The 18,635-nt window shown below is 50.0% G+C and carries 17 protein-coding genes; 5 read left to right on the plus strand and 12 right to left on the minus strand.

The window, feature by feature from the left end; all coding sequences use genetic code 11:
* The first annotated feature begins 1 nt into the window (after window position 1).
* The 5 genes from KI613_RS09600 to KI613_RS09620 all read left to right on the plus strand — a co-directional run bounded on the left by KI613_RS09600 (window position 2) and on the right by KI613_RS09620 (window position 6,555).
* Window positions 2-1,717 carry an asparagine synthetase B family protein gene (locus KI613_RS09600; protein WP_226405291.1) on the plus strand — a complete coding sequence of 572 codons (1,716 nt, stop codon included), beginning with the start codon at window positions 2-4 and terminating at the stop codon, window positions 1,715-1,717.
* Window positions 1,714-2,676, plus strand: a complete 963-nt coding sequence (locus KI613_RS09605) for a glycosyltransferase family 2 protein (protein WP_226405293.1) — start codon at window positions 1,714-1,716, stop codon at window positions 2,674-2,676. The genes KI613_RS09600 and KI613_RS09605 overlap by 4 nt, the downstream gene beginning before the upstream one ends.
* Window positions 2,677-3,248: 572 nt before the next feature.
* Window positions 3,249-3,872 carry a class I SAM-dependent methyltransferase gene (locus KI613_RS21400; RefSeq protein WP_404827007.1) on the plus strand — a complete coding sequence of 208 codons (624 nt, stop codon included), beginning with the start codon at window positions 3,249-3,251 and terminating at the stop codon, window positions 3,870-3,872.
* 133 nt (window positions 3,873-4,005) lie between these two features.
* A complete protein-coding gene (locus KI613_RS09615) occupies window positions 4,006-5,451 on the plus strand; it encodes a lipopolysaccharide biosynthesis protein (protein ID WP_404826995.1) in 1,446 nt (481 codons plus the stop codon).
* Window positions 5,452-5,490: 39 nt separating this feature from the next.
* On the plus strand, window positions 5,491-6,555 hold the full coding sequence (locus tag KI613_RS09620) for a glycosyltransferase family 4 protein (protein ID WP_226405735.1): 1,065 nt from the start codon (window positions 5,491-5,493) through the stop codon (window positions 6,553-6,555).
* A gap of 66 nt (window positions 6,556-6,621) precedes the next feature.
* Here the strand turns inward: KI613_RS09620 and KI613_RS09625 are convergent, their stop codons facing one another.
* The 12 genes from KI613_RS09625 to KI613_RS09680 form a co-directional block, all read right to left on the minus strand.
* Window positions 6,622-7,530: a glycosyltransferase gene (locus KI613_RS09625; protein WP_226405298.1), complete on the minus strand. Its 909-nt coding sequence runs from the start codon at window positions 7,528-7,530 to the stop codon at window positions 6,622-6,624.
* A 93-nt stretch (window positions 7,531-7,623) separates the two neighbouring features.
* A complete protein-coding gene (locus KI613_RS09630) occupies window positions 7,624-8,574 on the minus strand; it encodes a polysaccharide deacetylase family protein (RefSeq protein WP_226405300.1) in 951 nt (316 codons plus the stop codon).
* 17 nt (window positions 8,575-8,591) lie between these two features.
* Entirely contained in the window at window positions 8,592-9,485 is an 894-nt protein-coding gene (locus KI613_RS09635; RefSeq protein ID WP_226405302.1) for a hypothetical protein, read from the minus strand.
* A gap of 43 nt (window positions 9,486-9,528) precedes the next feature.
* Window positions 9,529-10,197, minus strand: coding sequence for a tetratricopeptide repeat protein (locus KI613_RS09640; RefSeq protein WP_226405303.1), 669 nt, complete (start codon window positions 10,195-10,197; stop codon window positions 9,529-9,531).
* The gene (locus KI613_RS09645; protein WP_226405304.1) at window positions 10,194-11,486 is read right to left on the minus strand and encodes a putative O-glycosylation ligase, exosortase A system-associated; all 1,293 of its coding nucleotides are present in this window, start codon (window positions 11,484-11,486) and stop codon (window positions 10,194-10,196) included. The genes KI613_RS09640 and KI613_RS09645 overlap by 4 nt, the downstream gene beginning before the upstream one ends.
* Window positions 11,479-12,600, minus strand: a complete 1,122-nt coding sequence (locus KI613_RS09650) for an acyltransferase family protein (RefSeq protein ID WP_226405305.1) — start codon at window positions 12,598-12,600, stop codon at window positions 11,479-11,481. Before KI613_RS09650 ends, KI613_RS09645 begins: the two co-directional genes overlap by 8 nt.
* A gap of 17 nt (window positions 12,601-12,617) precedes the next feature.
* The gene (locus KI613_RS09655) at window positions 12,618-13,661 is read right to left on the minus strand and encodes a glycosyltransferase family 2 protein (RefSeq protein ID WP_226405306.1); all 1,044 of its coding nucleotides are present in this window, start codon (window positions 13,659-13,661) and stop codon (window positions 12,618-12,620) included.
* On the minus strand, window positions 13,658-14,038 hold the full coding sequence (locus tag KI613_RS21405; RefSeq protein ID WP_226405307.1) for a GtrA family protein: 381 nt from the start codon (window positions 14,036-14,038) through the stop codon (window positions 13,658-13,660). The genes KI613_RS09655 and KI613_RS21405 overlap by 4 nt, the downstream gene beginning before the upstream one ends.
* Complete coding sequence (locus tag KI613_RS09665; RefSeq protein WP_226405308.1) at window positions 14,028-15,686, minus strand: hypothetical protein; 1,659 nt, start codon at window positions 15,684-15,686, stop codon at window positions 14,028-14,030. Before KI613_RS09665 ends, KI613_RS21405 begins: the two co-directional genes overlap by 11 nt.
* Before the next feature lie 117 nt (window positions 15,687-15,803).
* The gene (locus KI613_RS09670) at window positions 15,804-17,024 is read right to left on the minus strand and encodes a carboxylate--amine ligase (protein WP_226405309.1); all 1,221 of its coding nucleotides are present in this window, start codon (window positions 17,022-17,024) and stop codon (window positions 15,804-15,806) included.
* Window positions 17,021-17,980, minus strand: a complete 960-nt coding sequence (locus tag KI613_RS09675; protein ID WP_226405310.1) for a polysaccharide deacetylase family protein — start codon at window positions 17,978-17,980, stop codon at window positions 17,021-17,023. The genes KI613_RS09670 and KI613_RS09675 overlap by 4 nt, the downstream gene beginning before the upstream one ends.
* The gene (locus KI613_RS09680) at window positions 17,977-18,633 is read right to left on the minus strand and encodes an arsenate reductase/protein-tyrosine-phosphatase family protein (protein WP_226405311.1); all 657 of its coding nucleotides are present in this window, start codon (window positions 18,631-18,633) and stop codon (window positions 17,977-17,979) included. Before KI613_RS09680 ends, KI613_RS09675 begins: the two co-directional genes overlap by 4 nt.
* Between the last annotated feature and the right edge of the window lie 2 nt (window positions 18,634-18,635).

Consider the following 18,635-nt stretch of genomic DNA (forward strand, 5'->3'; position numbering starts at 1 on the left):
AATGACCATCACACTGTCCGAATCCGAGCCAATGTTTGCTACCTCGACTAATTCCTATTGTTTGGGGCGTCATCGGTTTTCTGACTACCAACTTCAGAAAATTGCCCAAGAGCAAGGCGGAATTGCTGCATGGGCAGCAGCATTCAGAGACTCTGGCACTGACGCTGCCTCCTCTGTCAAAGGTGATTTTGCGGTAGCGCTCTTTGAACCGCAGGGTAGGGCATATATTGCCGTCGACCGCTTTGCGATTCGTAGCATCTGTTATCAAATTAAAGATGGTCAACTACGCGTTGCGGAACGCGCTGACGATCTCGCAGACACAGGTGCTGACCTTGATCCACAGGCGCTTTACGATTACCTATATTTTCACATGATCCCTGCTCCGCGCACTGTTTTCAAGGGGATTTACCGCCTCCCGGCAGGCCACTTTGCTTTATACGAAAATGGCAAACTGACCGTCGCGCCTTGGTGGAAACCCCACTTCATCGAAGATCGGCGCGTGCCGGTCGGTGAACTGAAAACCGAGTTCCGACAACTCTTGCGTGATGCAGTGACCGATCAACTCCAAGGTGGGACGACAGGCTGCTTCCTAAGTGGAGGTACCGATAGCTCAACCGTGGCCGGCTTACTCCGAGAGGTCACAGGGCAACCCGCCAAGGCTTTCTCCATCGGTTTCGAAGCTGCCGGTTACGACGAGATGGAATATGCCCGCCTTGCGGCTCGTCATTTTGGCGTTGAACATCATGAGTACTACGTTACGCCGGATGACCTCGTTCGCAGTATTCCCGATGTCGCTGCATCCTACGACCAACCATTTGGAAATTCCTCTGTGGTACCAGCTTACTATTGCGCCAAGGCAGCCCGCGAAGCTGGCGTGACCCGGATTCTGGCAGGTGATGGTGGTGATGAGCTTTTCGGAGGCAACACACGTTACGCAAAGCAGCGGGTCTTTGGTGCCTACGATCACATCCCCGGTATTCTGCGTCGCGGTTTGCTAGAGCCGCTACTAATCGGTACATCGCTACCTGGCAAAATTCCAGGAATCAAAAAGGCCGTTAGTTATATAGAACAGGCTAGCGTTCGGATGCCGGACCGCATGCAGATGTATAACCTGCTGACTCGGCTTGGTCTTGCTGAGGTACTTACCCCTGAGTTCCTTGCGCAGGTTCAACCAGAAGATACCATCCGCCAGCAGAGGGAAACCTACAATTCTGGCGACGGACATGCACTCGTTAACCGCATGCTCTGGTATGACTGGAAGTACACCCTGGCTGATAACGATTTGCCCAAAGTGGTCGGGGCAACTACATTGGCCAATATTGACGTTGGTTTCCCGCTTCTGGACGACCGCCTGCTTGATTTCTCGCTGCGCCTTGATCCTGAACTCAAACTCAAGGGTTTGACCTTGCGCTGGTTCTTCAAGGAAGCACTGAAAGATTTTTTACCCCCAGAAATCATCACCAAGAAAAAGCACGGCTTTGGCCTGCCATTTGGAGTTTGGGTAGTAAAACACGCCGGTCTACGGCAATTGGCGCTCGATTCACTAAGCTTGTTGCGAAGTCAAGGCGTCATTCGGGCTGATTTCCTCGATCGCCTGATTAAAGAGTACCTGCCGCAACACCCTGGGTACTACGGCGAGATGGTGTGGATTTTAATGATGATGGGACAGTGGACTGCCACAAATGGGGGGGCTTCATATCAGAGAAGTAAATCATGATTGCGGTCGTCATTCCTTATTTCCAGCGGGAACCGGGAATTTTACGTAAGGCACTGGAGTCTGTATTTGCTTCGGAAGGCGCAGGCGATGTATGCGTGATTTTGGTGGACGACGAGTCACCTGTCCCTGCCACGGAAGAGTTGGCCAAGATCGGCGATACCCGCTTTTCTGTGAAACTTATCCAGCAACGCAATGCTGGGCCGGGGGGGGCAAGGAACACAGGGCTGGACAATTTGCCGGATGAAGTCGACTACATTGCCTTCCTGGACTCTGATGATACTTGGGGGCCGCAGCATCTCCGGAGCGCAATATTTGCTTTGGAGGCCGGTTTTGATGTCTATTTTTGTGATCATGTACAACTGGGGGCGGAGGACAGCGCCTTTCGGCGGGCTGGACGTATTGACCCGACAAAACACCGCATGATTGGAGGACACCCCGAGATACACGCGTACGAGGGGGACATGTTCGACCAGATCATTACCGGCAACATCATCGGCACCTCAACAGTGGTTTTTGATCGTCGAAAATTCGACGGATTGCGATTTCGTACGGACCTAACATCTGCCGGAGAGGATTACTTGTTCTGGTTGGATCTTGCACACCGTGGGGCCCGCTTCGCATTCGGTGCCATGCCATCTGTATTCTACGGCAAGGGAGTCAACGTATATGCCGGCGCAGGATGGGGCACCGATGGACATGCACGTAGAATTGTCCACGAACTGACGTATCGCAAAGCGTTGTTGTCACTTTACAAACTCAATGGGGCGCAAGCTGAGCTAGTTGAAGGCGCGATTGGTCGTTTGGAAGAAGCGTTTGTGGCCGATAGCCTGCATCGAGTTGCGCACCGAAAAGTTATAGATTGGAAACTTGTTTTTGCGATGCTTGAGATGGAGCCGCGAATTCTACTCAGGTTTGTCGGGGCAATTTCGGGCAAAGTTCTCAGTTCGATTCGGCGCTGATCGAAGGCTAAAGATCGCAATGTTATTTGGGGCCAAAAGAATTCAGCTTCTTCAGGACTGGACGAGATTGGCACGCTCGGAAAAATTTATTATTTGCTGATTGCTTCAAGCCACGGACCACTTATTCGGATCATATGGCATGCAAATGGTTATGACTGGAACGGAAATTTATGTTTACTTGCAGAGTTTGTGGTGGGTCAAGCGAACCGAAGGCGTTTACCCTATATGAATTGATGTTCGGGACTCGCGAGCAGTTCGAATACCTTGAGTGCAATCTATGCGGTTGCCTTCAGATCACCAAAATTCCGGATAATTTGGGCAGTTACTACGCTGGCGGATATTACTCACTATCACCTGCTACCATTCCATCACCGAAAACGATACGGAACTCCTTAGCCAAGAGACAGCTTCAGGCTAGTTTAGGCTACAACGAGTTCATTGGCCTTCTTGCGAACACCTTTAAGGGCGAGCCGGAGATAGCGTCCTGGTTCCGTTACTCCGGGTGCGGCTTTGATTCTCGAATTTTAGATGTCGGTTGTGGAAACGGTAGGCTTCTGCTTCGCTTGCGGAACATGGGGTTTAGTTATCTGGAAGGAGTCGATCCCTACGTGGCAAGCGATATTGATTACGCAAATGGCGTATCAGTACGGAAGGGTGAAATCGATTCAGTGGCGGGTGGCTATGATTTGGTCATGATGCATCACTCACTGGAACATGTACCAGATCCTGTTTCAACGCTTACGGCAATTGCAAAAATCACGAACCCTCAAGGCTGCGTACTAATCAGGGTTCCAGTTGTAGATTGCGAGGCTTGGGACATTTATCAAGAAAACTGGGTGCAACTCGATGCTCCGAGGCATTTGCATCTATTTTCTCGCAAGTCCATTGAAGCGCTGGCTAAGCGCTGCGGGTTTGTCGTAGAAAATGTGATCTATGATTCTCATGCGATGCAGTTCTGGGCAAGCGAGCAATACCGAAAGGGAATTAGCTTGCGAGATCCAAGATCAGTCATGACTGACGCTAAGTCATCAATTTTTTCTAAAGCGGAGATTCGCACATTTGGAAAAAGAGCTACGTTACTAAATAAATCCAATCGTGGGGATCAAGCTTGTTTTTTTCTGCGTCCAGTAGCTTCAAATATGCTGAACTCCAAGTGCAGTCCTGCTCTTGCAGAAATCCAACATGCAGTTAAATGATGCGTGTGCTCCGAGCAAGGGATGTTTATCGCTCCAAGGGCAGCGACCAACTAGCGTCAGACGGTTTTACAGTTAGCAAGCAGTGAATACCGATCAAAATATTAAAGCCCGCTTTATACGAGGAGCGGGGTTGATGCTCACCTCTAAGTTGGCCGAACGTGGGCTTGGCCTGATCAGTACGCTGATCCTCGCCAGACTGTTGCTACCTGCCGATTTTGGATTGGTGGCGATGGCGGCACCCATTGTTGCACTCGTTGAACTCCTTGGAGCTTTAGGCATGGATTCTGCGTTGATCCAGCGCCCCGACCTGAAGCGTAGTCATTTGGATACAGCATTTACAATAGGGTTGATCGTTGCCACAGCTATAGCGCTATGCCTTTGGCTAATAGCCCCCTTTGCGGCAGAGTACTTTAGGGAACCGCGCCTTGAGGCGATCATTTCGTGGCTAGCGCTTGGAAATCTGGTTCAAGGCTTTGGCAATCCAGGTTTTGTGTTGTTTCGTAAGGAAATCAACATGGCGCCCGAGGTGATTTTATTAGTTGCCAAAAAACTTACCTCCTTGGTTGTTGCCACTGGTGCTGCAATTTTGATTGGCAATTATTGGGCGCTTGTCTGGGGGATGCTATTGAGCCGAATGGTGGGCGTTGGCCTGAGTTATGCCATGACACCATTCCGGCCCCGTCTCTCGCTTTCCGAAAGACGGGAAGTCTTGGGGTTTTCGACGTGGATGCTTGTCGTCCAGCTACTCTATTATCTGCAACTTAGAGCCAACGACTTGATCATTGGGCGGCTGCTCGGAGCCTCTCAACTCGCATATTTCATCATTTCTATCGATTTGGCTGCCAGCGCTCCTGGCGAGGCCATGGTGGCCATATCACGAGCCGCATTTCCTACATTTGCAAAACTTAGCGGTGATATGCAACGACTACGCATGGGACTGCGAAATATTCTTTCCGGGGTCGCCATCCTTGCCTTGCCGGCAGGATTTGGTATAGCGGCAGTCGCAGAGCTCCTCGTCCAGGTGCTGCTCGGCGAACGCTGGATGCCTGCAGCTGATATCGTGGAATCACTCGCCATATCCTGTGCCGTACTTGGCATCATGAGCCAAGTGTCATACGTATATATGGCACTTGGCAAACCACGTGTAGCGGCGGCGGTATCTGCACTTTCCGTAGTCGCCTTGGTCGGAACATCGATTGTGGCTATTCCGACCATGGGCCTGAAGGGTGTCAACATTGCCTATCCTGCGATGGCGGCTACCGTCACATTTGGTCATTTTGTGATGCTTCGCCAAATGCTGCCAGAGTTTCGAGCAAGTGACTGGGTTGCCGTATTCTGGAGGCCGCTTGCCTCAGCCGGTTTGATGCTGACAGTTTTGAAATTCGTCGCGCACTGGATAGGGCCTGTGCAGGGAAGCGCCGCCGGCATTCTTCCTTTGATCTCGCTTATCGCCATGGGGGTAGTTATCTATTTCTGCGGACTAATCTCACTCTGGCGTCTTTCAGGTTCACCCGATGGCCCTGAAGCCATGGCTTGGACAAAGTTGCAAAGCGTGCTCGGAAATCGCTTCGCAAAATGATTCACCTTTTAGTCATTGGAGAGGCAGACCTTGATTAAAGTGGCAGCGCTTACCACCGGTCGCAACGATCCATCGGCTCGCTTTCGGATACGTCAACATATTTCCCCGTTAAAAAATGCCGGTATTGAGGTGCAAGAATACATACCTGTCATCGACAAACATGCGGGTCTACCTTCAGTCATCGGAGACCGGACGCCAAGTTTTATGTTACCGACTGTTCAGACTACCTGGCGCTGGGGAAAGCTTGTGGCGCGTGTTCCTGGATTGATTGGCAGTTCTTCGGCTGACTATGTATGGCTCAATCGCGAGTTGTTACCGGGGCGGTATTCGTTTGAACGTTTTCTGCGAAAGCCATTTGTTCTCGATATTGATGATGCAGTTTGGAGAGGGCGTCCGGACGGAACCAAGACAATGAAGCGGCTCGGTCTGGATGCCGACGCGATTTTCGCAGGCAACCAATACATTGCAGACTGGTTTTCGCCCTTTTCACGAAACATTCACATCGTACCTACCGCGATCGATACTGATCGGTTCAGGCCGGCGGACCAAGCATTGAATTCTCAGCGGCCATTTATTATTGGATGGACCGGTACCAGTGGAAATTTTGGGTATCTCTACGATATCGAAGATTCACTTAGAGAATTCATGAAGCTGTTTGATGCTCGCTTGTTGATTATCGCAGAGTCTCCACCAAGCTTTAGTCGTCTTGATCCCAGCAAGGTTGACTTCAAGCGTTGGAGTCCCGAAATTGAGGCTTCGGCACTTCAGATGATGGATGTTGGCCTCATGCCATTACCAGATACCGAATGGACGCGAGGAAAATGCAGTTTCAAAATGTTGCAGTACCTAAGTACCGGCTTGCCTGTGGTCGTCTCGCCCGTTGGCATGAACGCCGAAGTACTTGATCAGGGAAAAATTGGCTTCGGCGCAACTTCCAAAAGCGACTGGTTTGAAGCTTTGGCATGGCTCCATCGAAATAGAGGGGATGCTCAGACGATGGGGGCGGTTGGCAGGAGTTTAATCTTGAAGCGGTATAGCACGACAGTAGTTTGCGGCCTTATCGCGAATGCCTTTAAGGGACTCGCTAATTCGCCTACTAATTGATGTCGACGTTGGCGTGGGAAAAGGAGAAAATTTCCGGAATATTGCTGGCAGTTTGCAAACGGATGGCTACTTAATACCTGCGATACAACGAATGAAGTAAGTTTTTATATAACTTAGATTCGTTGGGTCAAGTTTAATGGCTTCGCGAATAAATGGTTTCGCAGCAAGCAAGTCTTGATTATGTTCGATATGTTGATAGCCCCTACCAAATAACTCTGCCGCCAGACGCTTACGAATCCCTGAAAGTTCTCGCCACTGGGTTTGACTCATACGCTCCTGCTGAATAGCCAATACTTCCTGATTCAACAGAAGTCTGTTGTCGGATCCCGAGATCGTATTTGGAGAATCGAATAGCACACCAAGTGGTTCTGGTAGATGCATCAAAGGATAGTTGGCTGCAAATCGCAACCACATGTCGTAGTCAGCCCCAATACGGTAACGCGTATCGAAAAATCCAAGTTCATTGTGCAACGACTTTCGCCACATCGGTTGTGAACCTGTAATGCAGCGCAACATCAAGTCTTCCGGCGTGTAGTCAGGCCAATGCCGCCGTTTCGCTCCTCGGCATTCACACTGCTCGAAAGTTTCGTTTTCGGTGTGGCTAATTAACTGATCTGCATAAACCAAGGCTACTTCGGGGTGGCGTTCCAGAGTTGCGACCATCACTTCCATGAAATCGACTCGGTGTCGGTCGTCAGTATTTGCGTTGGTGATGTACTTCCCTCGTGCAAGTGGGATAGCCCGGTTCCATGCAACGTAGAGAGGCTCGCGCTCTGTACGTATTAGCGTGATCTGCGGATATTGGCGGGCAAATTCCAAGCTGATGGCACTCTCGCCTTGCGGCGAACCACTGTCGATTACCAGTACCTCGATTTCGCTGAATAGTGTTTGCGCCACCAAATCTTCCAAACAGCCCTGCATAAAGCGCTCGGCGCTGTAGGTGGAAACAATGGCGGTCACAAGAGGTCGGTTCATTATTTTCCAAGTGGTGGCAAATGATTAAAGGAAGGCAATGCCGTGAGTAATTCTTGATATCGTAACGAGTTTCATAGGAGCAGAACGTTCAAATTAATTACGCCACAGATGGGCAAGAGAGCGTAGTGCAAAGCGCCCGACCGTTCTGTCCCAAGGCGTGAAGCGAGGAAGTTGATGTATATCGGCATTGCGTAGGCCGACCCCAACTTGGGTACTCACAGCCGCGACAAAGCCAGCGCGTCGAACCATCTCCACATGTTGATTCCCATAATCGCGTCCGGGTGAGCCGTTTGGATAGGCGAACACTTCGATCTTGTGACCCAACAGAAATTCGAGGGTTGAACGGCCGCGAAGTATTTCATCTTCGGCATCCTGATCTGACAAGCTATTCAAAATGGGATGCGTTTCAGTGTGGGCGCCGATCTCCATGCCAGATTGGCTTAGCGCAATCAATTGTCCGCTAGTCATCATTAGGTCTGAATTGTCGCTTAATCCACATCTTCGGGCGATACTTCTAGCTACTTCGTGGCGGGTGTTATGTGGGCGATATTTTAATTCCGAAAGAATATTCTCATAACACTGCATTCGCGACTCGACATTGTGCAATTGGTGGTGTCCGAGATGAATATCACTCAGATCGAGCTCGCCGTTGTTGATGTGGCGTACGCCTTCAATTACATCGTCATTCCACATTCGTCCTCCATTTAGGAAGGATGTCGCTATGAAGAATGTGGCAGAAACGCCGTGCTTCAGCAATATCTCTCTCGCTTCCGTGAAGTTGTCAGCGTAACCATCGTCAAAGGTAATGACGGCTGCACACGAGGGCAAGGTTCCTGCAAGCAATTTCTTGGCCGCATCTGCCAGAGCAAGAACATTGTAGGCATTGCTGATAAAACCGACTAAAGCATCAAATTGCCTACGATCAGGTTCCCAAGGCAATAAGGGGTCCAACTCTGGAAGGACACGATGGAAAATAAATATTGAGAGCTTACCCTGTGTCCCACTAGGGGAGGCCAAACCAAAAATCTTTCTAGTAAAGTGCATGGTCAGCCCTTGGCAATCTATGCCGCGCGGAGTTCCATTGCAATCTTTCGCGCAAGTTGAGCATAGAAAGGAGTGGCGTACCGAACGTAGCCAATGAAATGAAAGAATGCCGAATCGGCGATGCGGCGGTGAGGAGCGCAATATTTTGGATGAGGCAGGATTCTTGATCCGGGCATACTGGCCACGATTACATTCGAGGTAAATTGCTCAGTACCCCATTCCTGCCAGCGGTCAGGGAGAACGCGAGCCATTCGTTCGGAAAACAGGGCCATCGTTGCAAAACTGAATGAACCACGTGGATAGCCGGCAAATCCGGCACAGCCGCGGATGTATCGATATTCACTGTTGCCATCGATCCCGTCCAGGCGGGACTCGGCTACCAATTGAACATGGTCGTAATCGCTCAGTCTACCTCTAGCCCAAGCAGCAATTTCGCCACAGGTTTGAACGATTTGATTGTCTTCGGTACCTAGCGTGAAAGCTGTTTGTTCTTGCACAGATTTAACTACTTCGGGCATTGGTGCTATGGCCACCGTGTCAGAATCTAGTTGAATAACGTAGTGGTCGTGAACGTATTCTGCTACTGCACATAGCCGCTCCCAGCAGCCGCCCTGAGGAATTCCAGGTGTTCTGAAATCGGCCTGCTCACGAAATTCGATAGCTGGAACATGCTTGGCCATCAGCATACGATCCTGCACGGTGAGAGTTGGGTCTGCGACAACTACGATTCGAGCAGGGTTCAAGTATCGGCAAAAAGACTTTATGGCCAGCAGATAGGGAAGGACATCCCGATGTTGGACCATAGACAATACCAGCAACTCTTGGCCTTCAAGGTGAACTGGATTTGTTCGAATAATCCCTTTGACCGCCATGCCAAATCGAAATTTGTTCCAAGATGTTGCAAAACTCATATTGCATCTCCTGCCCAGCTAGTGGTTCTGGTATTTAGTAAGGTCACCACTTTCCTGCCCCTTGAAGCAGATTACGTAGTCCTGGTAACTGGAATCCAAGAGCATAAGCCCGCTCCGCATACTCTTTGGATTTTGCATAGTCTTTAACCCTAAAGTAGGCTAACCCCATGTTGTAGAGTGTATTACGATCATCTGGTGCCATTTTCTCGATCTCTGCCAGTTGTGATATGGCATCTAACACCTTGTTTCGTCGAATCAGATAAAAAGCATATAACAGGCGAACGTTAACATCATCAGGCATAAATTTGATGGCACGAAGAAAATAGCACTTTGCTGAATACCTGGCCTCTGGCGGTTTATCGGTTTTTAAAATCAGCGAAAGTTTGTCTACAGCTGCCAGCGCTCTCGGGTTATTTGGAAAGGCACGCAAGGTGTAATCAAACTCGCCCCAAATTCGGTTGTCGGTTAGCGCTTTCGATGTATTAATCATGCGTTCCTGGGGGAGAAAGTGAAAGTTTTCAACCAGGTCTTTCTCATCTTGAGTCACCTTGCGATAATCAAATGGGCCATGGCCGAGAAAATTGGCTAGCCCTCCGCATTCTGGATCAACGCTGTGATCGAATTTCGGAATGGGTGTTTGCCCAAGTTGCGCGTAGCACGAAAAATGAACGGCCAGTATCCAAATAAATGCAATAAATCTAAATAAAGTCATGTGCTTGCCTTTCTGGAGAATTGCGTAATTGAGACGTCTTTCTCCACTGCTGGATCGGCGCTGGTGCCTGCAAACATCCATTTCTTGACCAGCACTATAATGACGAGGATATCGTACGGCAGGTCGAAGTAGGCAAGACTCAGGAAGGCGCCACCAACGGCATATCCGATCAGGCTGACCTGGCACATGGCAGCGAGAACCTTGCACCAGGCACGATCCGGGTCATTTGTTTTGTACCGGATTATCGATCCGGCCATCCGCCAGGCCGAATACCACATGCCAATGAATAAAAATAATCCGATAAACCCTTGTTCGCCCAGTACCTGGAAATAAATACTATGCGCTGCGTGCAAATCCAGAGGATTCGGTGCAAACCTGGCAAAAATCTCATATGTATACATATCAAACCCCGCCCCGGTAATGTGTGCCTTTGCTACGTTGAATGCAGCCCACCAGGCATTTATCCGGCCCATCGATGAGGCATCCTGTTCATAGTCTTGAATACTGTTCATTCGAGCGGACCATTCTTCTGGCATAAACAAGACAAGCCCCATACCCGCAATCACCATTCCAATCCCAAAACCAAGTTTTTTCGGGCTTTTGAGCCAGAGATAGATCGCCATAGCAGCAATGCCCAGCAGGGCGCCGCGTGAGTGACTACCCAGTGCGGCAGCTGCTGTCAAGAGCATCGCTGCTGAGCAAGCACGGCGCATCCAGGTTTTTGTCACCTGTAATTGGATAAAGCGGATTAGCGGGATAATCATGATCAATGCCAAGGCTAATTCGTTGTTTCCACCAATGAATCCGCCTGGACCCCATACTCTGTAGTTTCCTCCATTAATTATCGTGAATATCCCGCCCTTGACGCCATAGAAAGCCAGTGAGCCAGCTACCACCCAGACAAATATCTCGATATGGCGGCGGGTTTTCAGAACCATTAGGGTCACAAGCGTCATGAGGTCGATCTTGACGATCTTTGTCAGCATATCCGTGCTGCCCTCGACGTTGTATGAAAACGGATAGGTAAAGCACATCCAGCCAAGAAACAAGGCCAACCAGATAACGGGTGGTTGATCAAATGGATTTTGCCTATCCTTGGTTGTCGCTACCCCGATCATCGTGGCAACGGCGACAATGGCTGCAACCGGGAAGCTATGAGCAAAACCGAATGCTAGATTGTGGGGATTCATCAAACTTACCCATGCCCACAGGATTGCGCCAACCCAAGGCTGCCGCAGCGCGTAAAGGCTGCCGAACAGCACGATTCCGACCACCAGTAAGTCACGCACGCTCAACCCCCGAATGTGAAGACCACTTGCCAACAGCTTGTTTACTCAACACGCGGTCGAACACGGTTCGCATTTTGGGTCTGAGCCACTCGCCAATCAATGCCACAAGACCGACCGAGAGTAAGGTCAACCCCAAAACTGCCCAATATTTCCCTAACCCAGGCGACCACCCATTTAGTAGAGCACCCCACATATAGACAAACGGAAAGTGGATGATATACAAGGCATAGGTGAGACCACCCACGAACCCAACCCAAGTTAAGGTTCCTGCCTTGAGTTCAGGCAAGAGGGCCCCGATTTTTCTCGCAGCTACAAAATTCGCGGCAATGATTGCAGATAGCAGCCAGTCTGCTGCGAAGTAGCGAGAAAAATGCAACTGGGTGTGAGTCCATTCGCCCAGGTACGACAAGACAAACTGTTCGCTAAATACACGCATCAGATCGAAATGGTGATAACCCCAGAACGTAATCAGGCTTCCAGTCCAAATCAGCATGGTGCCTATTGGACGGTCTTTCTCGTCAGAAACCTGCCAACGGTAGGCAAATACACCAGCTAACCAGCATGGCGCCATAAGGACTACCTTTGGCCCCAAAATAAGACAGATTGTTCCTATGATGACCCATCTACGAGACGGGGTACAAAAGCAGTAAACGCCAAAGATTACGTAGTACCAAACCTCATAATTCAAAGACCAATAGGGTACATTTGAAAATGTCGTAATCGAGACGATCCATATTTCCGCAACGAATGCAAGGCTCGCAACAATCCGAAGCAAGACGTAATCCGAAGGGATGGTTTTGAGGTAGAGGTCTGGAGTAGCCGACCTACCAACCACATCGAGAAGCGGGGTAAGCAACACGGCCAATATGGAAAGAGACAGAATCCTTGCCGAACGGCTTGCAATATAAGCTGAAGGTGTGTTTTCACGTTTATCCACGACGAAGGCAACAACGTATCCAGATAACACAAAGAATACCGTTACCGCAGAATGTGCAAACTGGGCTAAGGGTAATGGGTCTGGTGTCAAAAACCGGACGTTGGTATGGGCGTACACTACGAAAGACGCCGCCATGAGCCGAATCACGTCGAGATACAAAGAGAACCAGCGGCTCATGGATTGAGGCATCAGAATCAGGATTGTTGAGATATTGGAAGGTCAGTCAGTACGCCAGGTTGCTCGTTACCATGTGTGCCAGTCAGCTTGATGGCTTCTGCCGGAATCACTTCATCAAGCAGATACAAAGGGCGGTACTTGGTCTCGACAAACATACGGCCAACATATTCGCCGAGTAATCCGATGCCCACCAACTGAATTCCGCCCAGGAAAAGTACAACCGCCATTAGCGAGGGGTACCCCTTGACGGGGTCGCCAAACATTATGGTTTTGTAAATAACGAAGATCGCATAGAGAAAAGCGAGCAAGGCAACAAATAATCCAAGGTACGTTGATACTTTGAGTGGCGCGATACTGAATGAAGTAATGCCCTCGATGGCAAAGTTCCAGAGTTTCCAGTAATTCCACTTCGTTTCACCAGCAAAACGGGCATCGCGCTGGTAGTCAATGGCTTTTTGAGAGAATCCTATCCATGCGAATAGCCCCTTCATGAAGCGGTGCCGTTCGCGAATCTGTTTCAAAGCATTTACTGCTCGGCGACTCATTAGTCGGAAGTCGCCAACATCCTCAGGAATGCTAACTGGCCCGATCCGCTGGATAATTTTGTAGAAAGCGCTAGCTGTCGCTTTCTTTAGCCATGTCTCTCCAGACCTACTAACGCGGCGCGCATAGACGACATCGAAACCTTCTCGCCATCCATCAATAAGTTGCGGAATAAGCTCGGGAGGATCCTGCAAATCTGCATCAATAACGACCACAGCGTCTCCGCGAGCTGCATCCAGCCCAGCCGTCATGGCGATCTCTTTACCAAAATTTCGGCTCAGATTGACATATCCAACATGGGCGTCAGCGGCTTTTAAGTTGCGCATGACCTCCAGCGTGCCGTCCCGACTTCCATCATTTACAAAGAGAATCTCGTAATTAGGACAGAAGCCCGACAAGACTGCCGATAGTCGTCTATAGAGCTCAGGTAGCACCTCCTCTTCGTTGTAAGCTGGTACGACCACAGAAAGGCAATAGAGGCTCTGGTCTGGCAAGACGAATCCTTCATGTTGTTTCATCGTGAACTTTCCTGAAAGGCCCAGAATCGACTAGCGAAATAGTTGAAGGCAAGGCACACCAAGGTAGCAATTATTTGAGCGAGGAGGTAGTGCAAGGTGCCATATGATAATAGAAGCGCCATTAGCCAAGTGTTCACGGCTAGGCTTAGGACGGCGATTACGATGAAGCGCGGCATGGTTCGCGAATGAGGTAACCGGCTACCGAAAGTCCAATGGTAGTTCAGGAAATAATTGGTTCCGGCACCAACAACTGCACCAGCAGCCGATCCAAGAACGGGATCAAGTGCTCCCCCATTGACCAATAGCCAAAGTACAATGTAGTGGGCAGTTGTACCCAGAGCTCCGCAATTGGCAAACTTCAGAAACTCACGCCACATTGTCGGCGCCTTTTCTGAGAAAAAATCGGTTTTTACCGATTAGTAAATACCCAATGACGATTAGCGACCCAATAGAGATTACCAACCCAATGCTTTCCTGCGGTAGGCCATTCCAAATAGCAGAAATCGTGGTTTGTCCGGGTGGAATGAGAAATTCTGGCAATCCTGTTCCGGTATCAACTGTTGGGACGACTGCAGTCCCATTCAATTGAAAACGCCAACCGGGAAACGAGAAAACAGGCAATTTCAACGATTTTGCCTCAACCCCTTCATTACCAATAACCCAGATCTTGTAATGTGTTTTGCTGACTGGTTGGGAGCACGTGATGCCGATGGCTTTACAGTCGGCTTGCCAAGCATCATGATTGCGGTACCGGCGCCATTCTTCGCCTACTCCCGCCGGTTTCATTTCCGGTTGTCCGCTGTAGGCCTGGCTTGGAGCAGCAACGGATAGTGCTGGTTTTGCTTCAATAGCATATTGACGTTCTAGTGCAATAAGCATGGCGATGCTAGTCAGTAAGAACCCCCCGACCAATAACCAAACAGATTTTTTTCTGCCCTCTGTGTGTAGCGAGGCTGACCAGACGATAGCCAAGACTGAGGCTATGGAGGCTATTTGCAGGAATCGGAGCGGAAATTGGATTCGGCGAAAAAATCCAATGTGTTCCCAAACCGGATAGGACAATTCAGAGCCCAGCAGCAACGCCAGAACAGCTAAGGCGAGCATCTCGCTTGCTCTACGCCAAGCTACATTCTGGGTCGCCCTCGCCAGCCAGAGAAAGTACCCCGAACTGCCGCACGCCAAAACAGTCAGAATAGGAACTGTCCACTGCAGATGAAACCATCTGAATCCAAATTCTGGCAGCGTGAAATATTGGAGCAAGAATGCGTTTCGCCAATCGAGATGAATCGGGGCATACCATCCAGCCGGCGAAACCAAGTGCTGTGTCGTCATTGCTGGAAGTAGGTAGATTGCCGATAGCCCTAATCCGAGGACAACACCCAATGCATGCTGGATCAGAAGCTTGCGCGCAGTTGCTCGCTCCAGAAGCGCCCGGCTGACAATAACGACACCAGTACAAATAAGGGCCATGAAGGCAGCAAGGATGTGCGACCCTACCAGAAGGGCAAGGAAAATCGCTGTAGCAGGTATGCGAGAGCGTTCGTCTGATGACCATACGGCACCGATAAACATCACGAGCGCGGGCATTGCGAAATGCATTGGCAAGAATTGCTGATAATGGGCAAGATGAAATGCATACGGTGAAATTGCTGCTGCACCTGCTGCCAATATTGCCAAGTATTCATTTGCATTTTTTCGAGCAACCCAGTAGATCGCGAGGGCAGTCACCGCCGTGTCAAGCGCACCAACCCCCAAAATTGACAACCAAATATTGTTGGCAAAGGTATCAAATGCCGCTACGGCGTAATAGAAGAGTGGATGGATATAGAGGAAGGTTGGATCGCCAAGGCCAAAATAGCTGTATGCAGCCCAACGCGGATAGATAACCCCTTCTGAAAGCGCGACTGCAAACTGCTGCGCCCACCGAAAATGAATCTTGATGTCTGGGCCATTGATGACTTGCAACCCGGCAAGCGCGATGTAATGGGTGAAAATTGCCATGGCCGCGATCAAGGCCAGCAGCATAAGGTTCCTTGATCTAGTCATATCGCTGCAAATTATCCAGAATATTGGGAATAAACTTGTTTAACACGGCCGTCTAGAAGAATCGCCGACAGCCGACAAAAATGCGCATTGCTATCACTAATTTTTGTGTTGAAGTGCATTTGCCAAGTCTGCGAAGAATGGTGCAGGATCATCAGCGGCCCAAAGGTAATACCTCACACGAGGGCGGAAGAAATCCGCCACAAACCGAAGGACTTCCCGGGCAGGCGCCAGCTTGAAAAGTGGATCTCTAATTTTACTTCTTTGGAATACTATCCGAACAAGCCTTTTGAGTTCTGTACCTACCATTCGGCAGCGAATGTTACCCAGCGGATCGTCCAATTGTGGGTGCTTGCCAAGACCTTGAACCATGTATGCAAACACCGCAAATCCAGCGTTGCAATGTACGGCCAAGGGGAAACTACCCCAGAAGCGACCATTTATTTCCATCAGTACTGCGCGTTTCGTAACTGGGTCGAAGCGATACTCAACCATTGCAACTCCTTCCCAACGAATAGCGCGCAGCAAATTGATTGACTGTTCTTGCAACGCGGTATGCTGATTAAGCGGAACACTGTCGCAAACGCTTGAAAATCCACCTTCGGGAGGCCATTCGGCGACTCGAACGTGCTGAAACCGACGCAGTGCCTGACCTTCGTGCATGTAGAAAAACTGTCCCAAGCCTACACCCGGGCAGTACTCCTGAATTAGAGGCCACATTCCAATCGGTTCGTAGCGGCGGCAAATATTTAGGAGACTGCCGGCTGACAGGGCGTATTCAGCCTTTTCAAAGCTAATTCCATGCTTCGATAGCAGCGGGCCAACCAAATTTGGATCTTTCCATTTCAGAACCAATGGATATGCCAATTGGCTGGCAACCGCCTTCACTGACTCGAAGGATTCTGGATCGATCGTGCGTGGAACATTGATTCCGACTGATTGTGCAATCGCTAAGGTTTTCTGCTTATCCAATACGACGCCAATTGCTTCCTGTCGTGGCAGTATCGGGCGAACTTTCCCAAGTCGAGTTCGATTCTCAAGCAACCAGTTCAAGTTAACCTCTGAAACGGTTAGTAAACAGATTTCCCCAAATTCTTCCCCTAGTCTTACCAGACAATCGATAAGCTCCTTGCTTCTGGGTTGTTCAACAACTATCGCACGGGTCAGGTAGCGTGATCGCAAACCAATGGCGTTGGCTGAGTGCGTGATTCCGAGAACCTTTACACCGGCACGCCCAAGTTCCCTGACGATACCCAAGCCAATCTGGGTCTCTAGTCCAAGAACGATACATGGAGTTTCTGGCATTGAAGTCGAGTTCAAATAACTCTCCGGGCAATCTGTTCCAAGTGACGCAAAGCCGTTCCCCCCAAGTGCGCCCGAGGATGCTTGACTTGAAGTGGCTGAAGAAAATGTAAGCCGCTGGTTGTAAATCCAGTAACTGGGAGTTCTCGCTGATTCTCACCAAGAAAGCTGCAAAGAGCTTCAAAACGCTTTGCGACGATAAAGTCTGGCGAAGTTACGCCTTGCTTAAGCATTTCAAAGTTGTGTGACACGATTACGAAATCGGTCCATTCAGATTGCTGGGCGGAGATTAGGGCTTGGCGCATTTCTCGGTAACCGCAGGCGCCAACTTGTGCAGGACGCATCTGGCCAAACCCGTCGCGAAATACCGAGATCGGAAAAGTGGTTATGCCATGAGCGGCAAAGGGCCTTGCCGAGCCGTATTCCTGAACTAGTTCAGGGGCGCTGATGGGGTAGCAGCCGTTGATGCTGGAATCGATGGTGATACCGTTACTGGCTAGTGCCTGAAAAGTGTTGGTATTGGCTGCGTAGCTACCGGCCCTGAAAGCTGTAATTTTCTTGCCAAGAGCATCTTCCAACAACGTTTTGCCAAAGCGAATCAATTCTACTTGTTCGTCAAACGAGTAATACGTTAAGTGCTGCCGCTTTTTCGAGACATCGGCAAGTATCGGTGGTCGGATCTCGTCGGTCCACTCCGGATGCAGGTGCAATTGCACTTCCTGACCGGCATCGTCAATTAGCCGGACGATGCGTTTGAGGTATTCGGCGCCAAAACGAGCGGAAAAGAGGGGTTCGACGAAAAAGATACCCCGGAGGTTGTAACGGGAAAGTATCTCAAGGGTCTTCGGTAGCGCATAGTTACCACGTCTGGAGTGACCATAAACATAGCGTGAGTAACATGTCGGAAACTGTTCATCCAGATTTGCCCAGCCATTGCACCAGACTTCAATATCGAAGGTGAGGTGGACGTTCATCGCAGGACACAGGGGCTTTCGAGTCGTCGGCATTCAAGCGCCAATTCCCGGACCGCCGACTGAATTACGCTGAAGCATGTTCGGAAGTATGCATCCGACAAGGTGTGCGGATCATGAATATGGACACGGTGGGGCGTCGCCCAATGCCCAAGGAGGGCAACGGCAGATTCAGGCACACCAAGAGCCAGCAGTTGTTGGGCATGCCTGACCTCCATAGCCAGAAGCAGATCACCTTCGATATAGCTAAAATCGACAAAATTGGTCGCGAGATGCGCCGTGAGGTCTATTCCGAAGCGTTTTGCGGTGACCACTGCCGTTTCAAAGGCCGGAGCCCCCGTTGAAGTGGATAGCCCTATGGATGTTGTATTCATGCCTATTGAGGCGGCGACGTTCTCGGCAAACGGGCTGCGGTTGATATTGCCTAGGCAGACGAACACCAAGCGCCGAGTATTGCGAAGATCTGGATGCAGAAAATTATTTAGACGGCCGGAAAGGTACTCAAACTCCCCCAAGGCAAGGCGCACCAAGCCCCGATGGGTTCCAAAGCTGCCATTGATAAGGGCGATCATCCGTCCTTTTCGATTTTGTAATTCCGAGGGCCAGGCGTCGCTTTCGCCAGTATTAGCCGCCGTTCGCAATTCGATTTCCGACATTC

It is taken from the genome of Ferribacterium limneticum, from assembly GCF_020510585.1.
GTDB lineage: Bacteria > Pseudomonadota > Gammaproteobacteria > Burkholderiales > Rhodocyclaceae > Azonexus.

Excerpts from the sequence above, each read along its gene's own strand:
- KI613_RS09600 (WP_226405291.1), top strand. The coding sequence starts at position 2 with ATGACCATCACACTGTCCGAATCCGAGCCAATGTTTGCTACCTCGACT.
- KI613_RS09605 (WP_226405293.1), top strand. The coding sequence starts at position 1,714 with ATGATTGCGGTCGTCATTCCTTATTTCCAGCGGGAACCGGGAATTTTA.
- KI613_RS21400 (WP_404827007.1), top strand. The coding sequence starts at position 3,249 with ATGGGGTTTAGTTATCTGGAAGGAGTCGATCCCTACGTGGCAAGCGAT.
- KI613_RS09615 (WP_404826995.1), top strand. The coding sequence starts at position 4,006 with ATGCTCACCTCTAAGTTGGCCGAACGTGGGCTTGGCCTGATCAGTACG.
- KI613_RS09625 (WP_226405298.1), bottom strand. The coding sequence starts at position 7,530 with ATGAACCGACCTCTTGTGACCGCCATTGTTTCCACCTACAGCGCCGAG.
- KI613_RS09630 (WP_226405300.1), bottom strand. The coding sequence starts at position 8,574 with ATGCACTTTACTAGAAAGATTTTTGGTTTGGCCTCCCCTAGTGGGACA.
- KI613_RS09635 (WP_226405302.1), bottom strand. The coding sequence starts at position 9,485 with ATGAGTTTTGCAACATCTTGGAACAAATTTCGATTTGGCATGGCGGTC.
- KI613_RS09640 (WP_226405303.1), bottom strand. The coding sequence starts at position 10,197 with ATGACTTTATTTAGATTTATTGCATTTATTTGGATACTGGCCGTTCAT.
- KI613_RS09650 (WP_226405305.1), bottom strand. The coding sequence starts at position 12,600 with ATGAGCCGCTGGTTCTCTTTGTATCTCGACGTGATTCGGCTCATGGCG.
- KI613_RS09655 (WP_226405306.1), bottom strand. The coding sequence starts at position 13,661 with ATGAAACAACATGAAGGATTCGTCTTGCCAGACCAGAGCCTCTATTGC.
- KI613_RS21405 (WP_226405307.1), bottom strand. The coding sequence starts at position 14,038 with ATGTGGCGTGAGTTTCTGAAGTTTGCCAATTGCGGAGCTCTGGGTACA.
- KI613_RS09665 (WP_226405308.1), bottom strand. The coding sequence starts at position 15,686 with ATGCTGCTGGCCTTGATCGCGGCCATGGCAATTTTCACCCATTACATC.
- KI613_RS09675 (WP_226405310.1), bottom strand. The coding sequence starts at position 17,980 with ATGAACGTCCACCTCACCTTCGATATTGAAGTCTGGTGCAATGGCTGG.
- KI613_RS09680 (WP_226405311.1), bottom strand. The coding sequence starts at position 18,633 with ATGTCGGAAATCGAATTGCGAACGGCGGCTAATACTGGCGAAAGCGAC.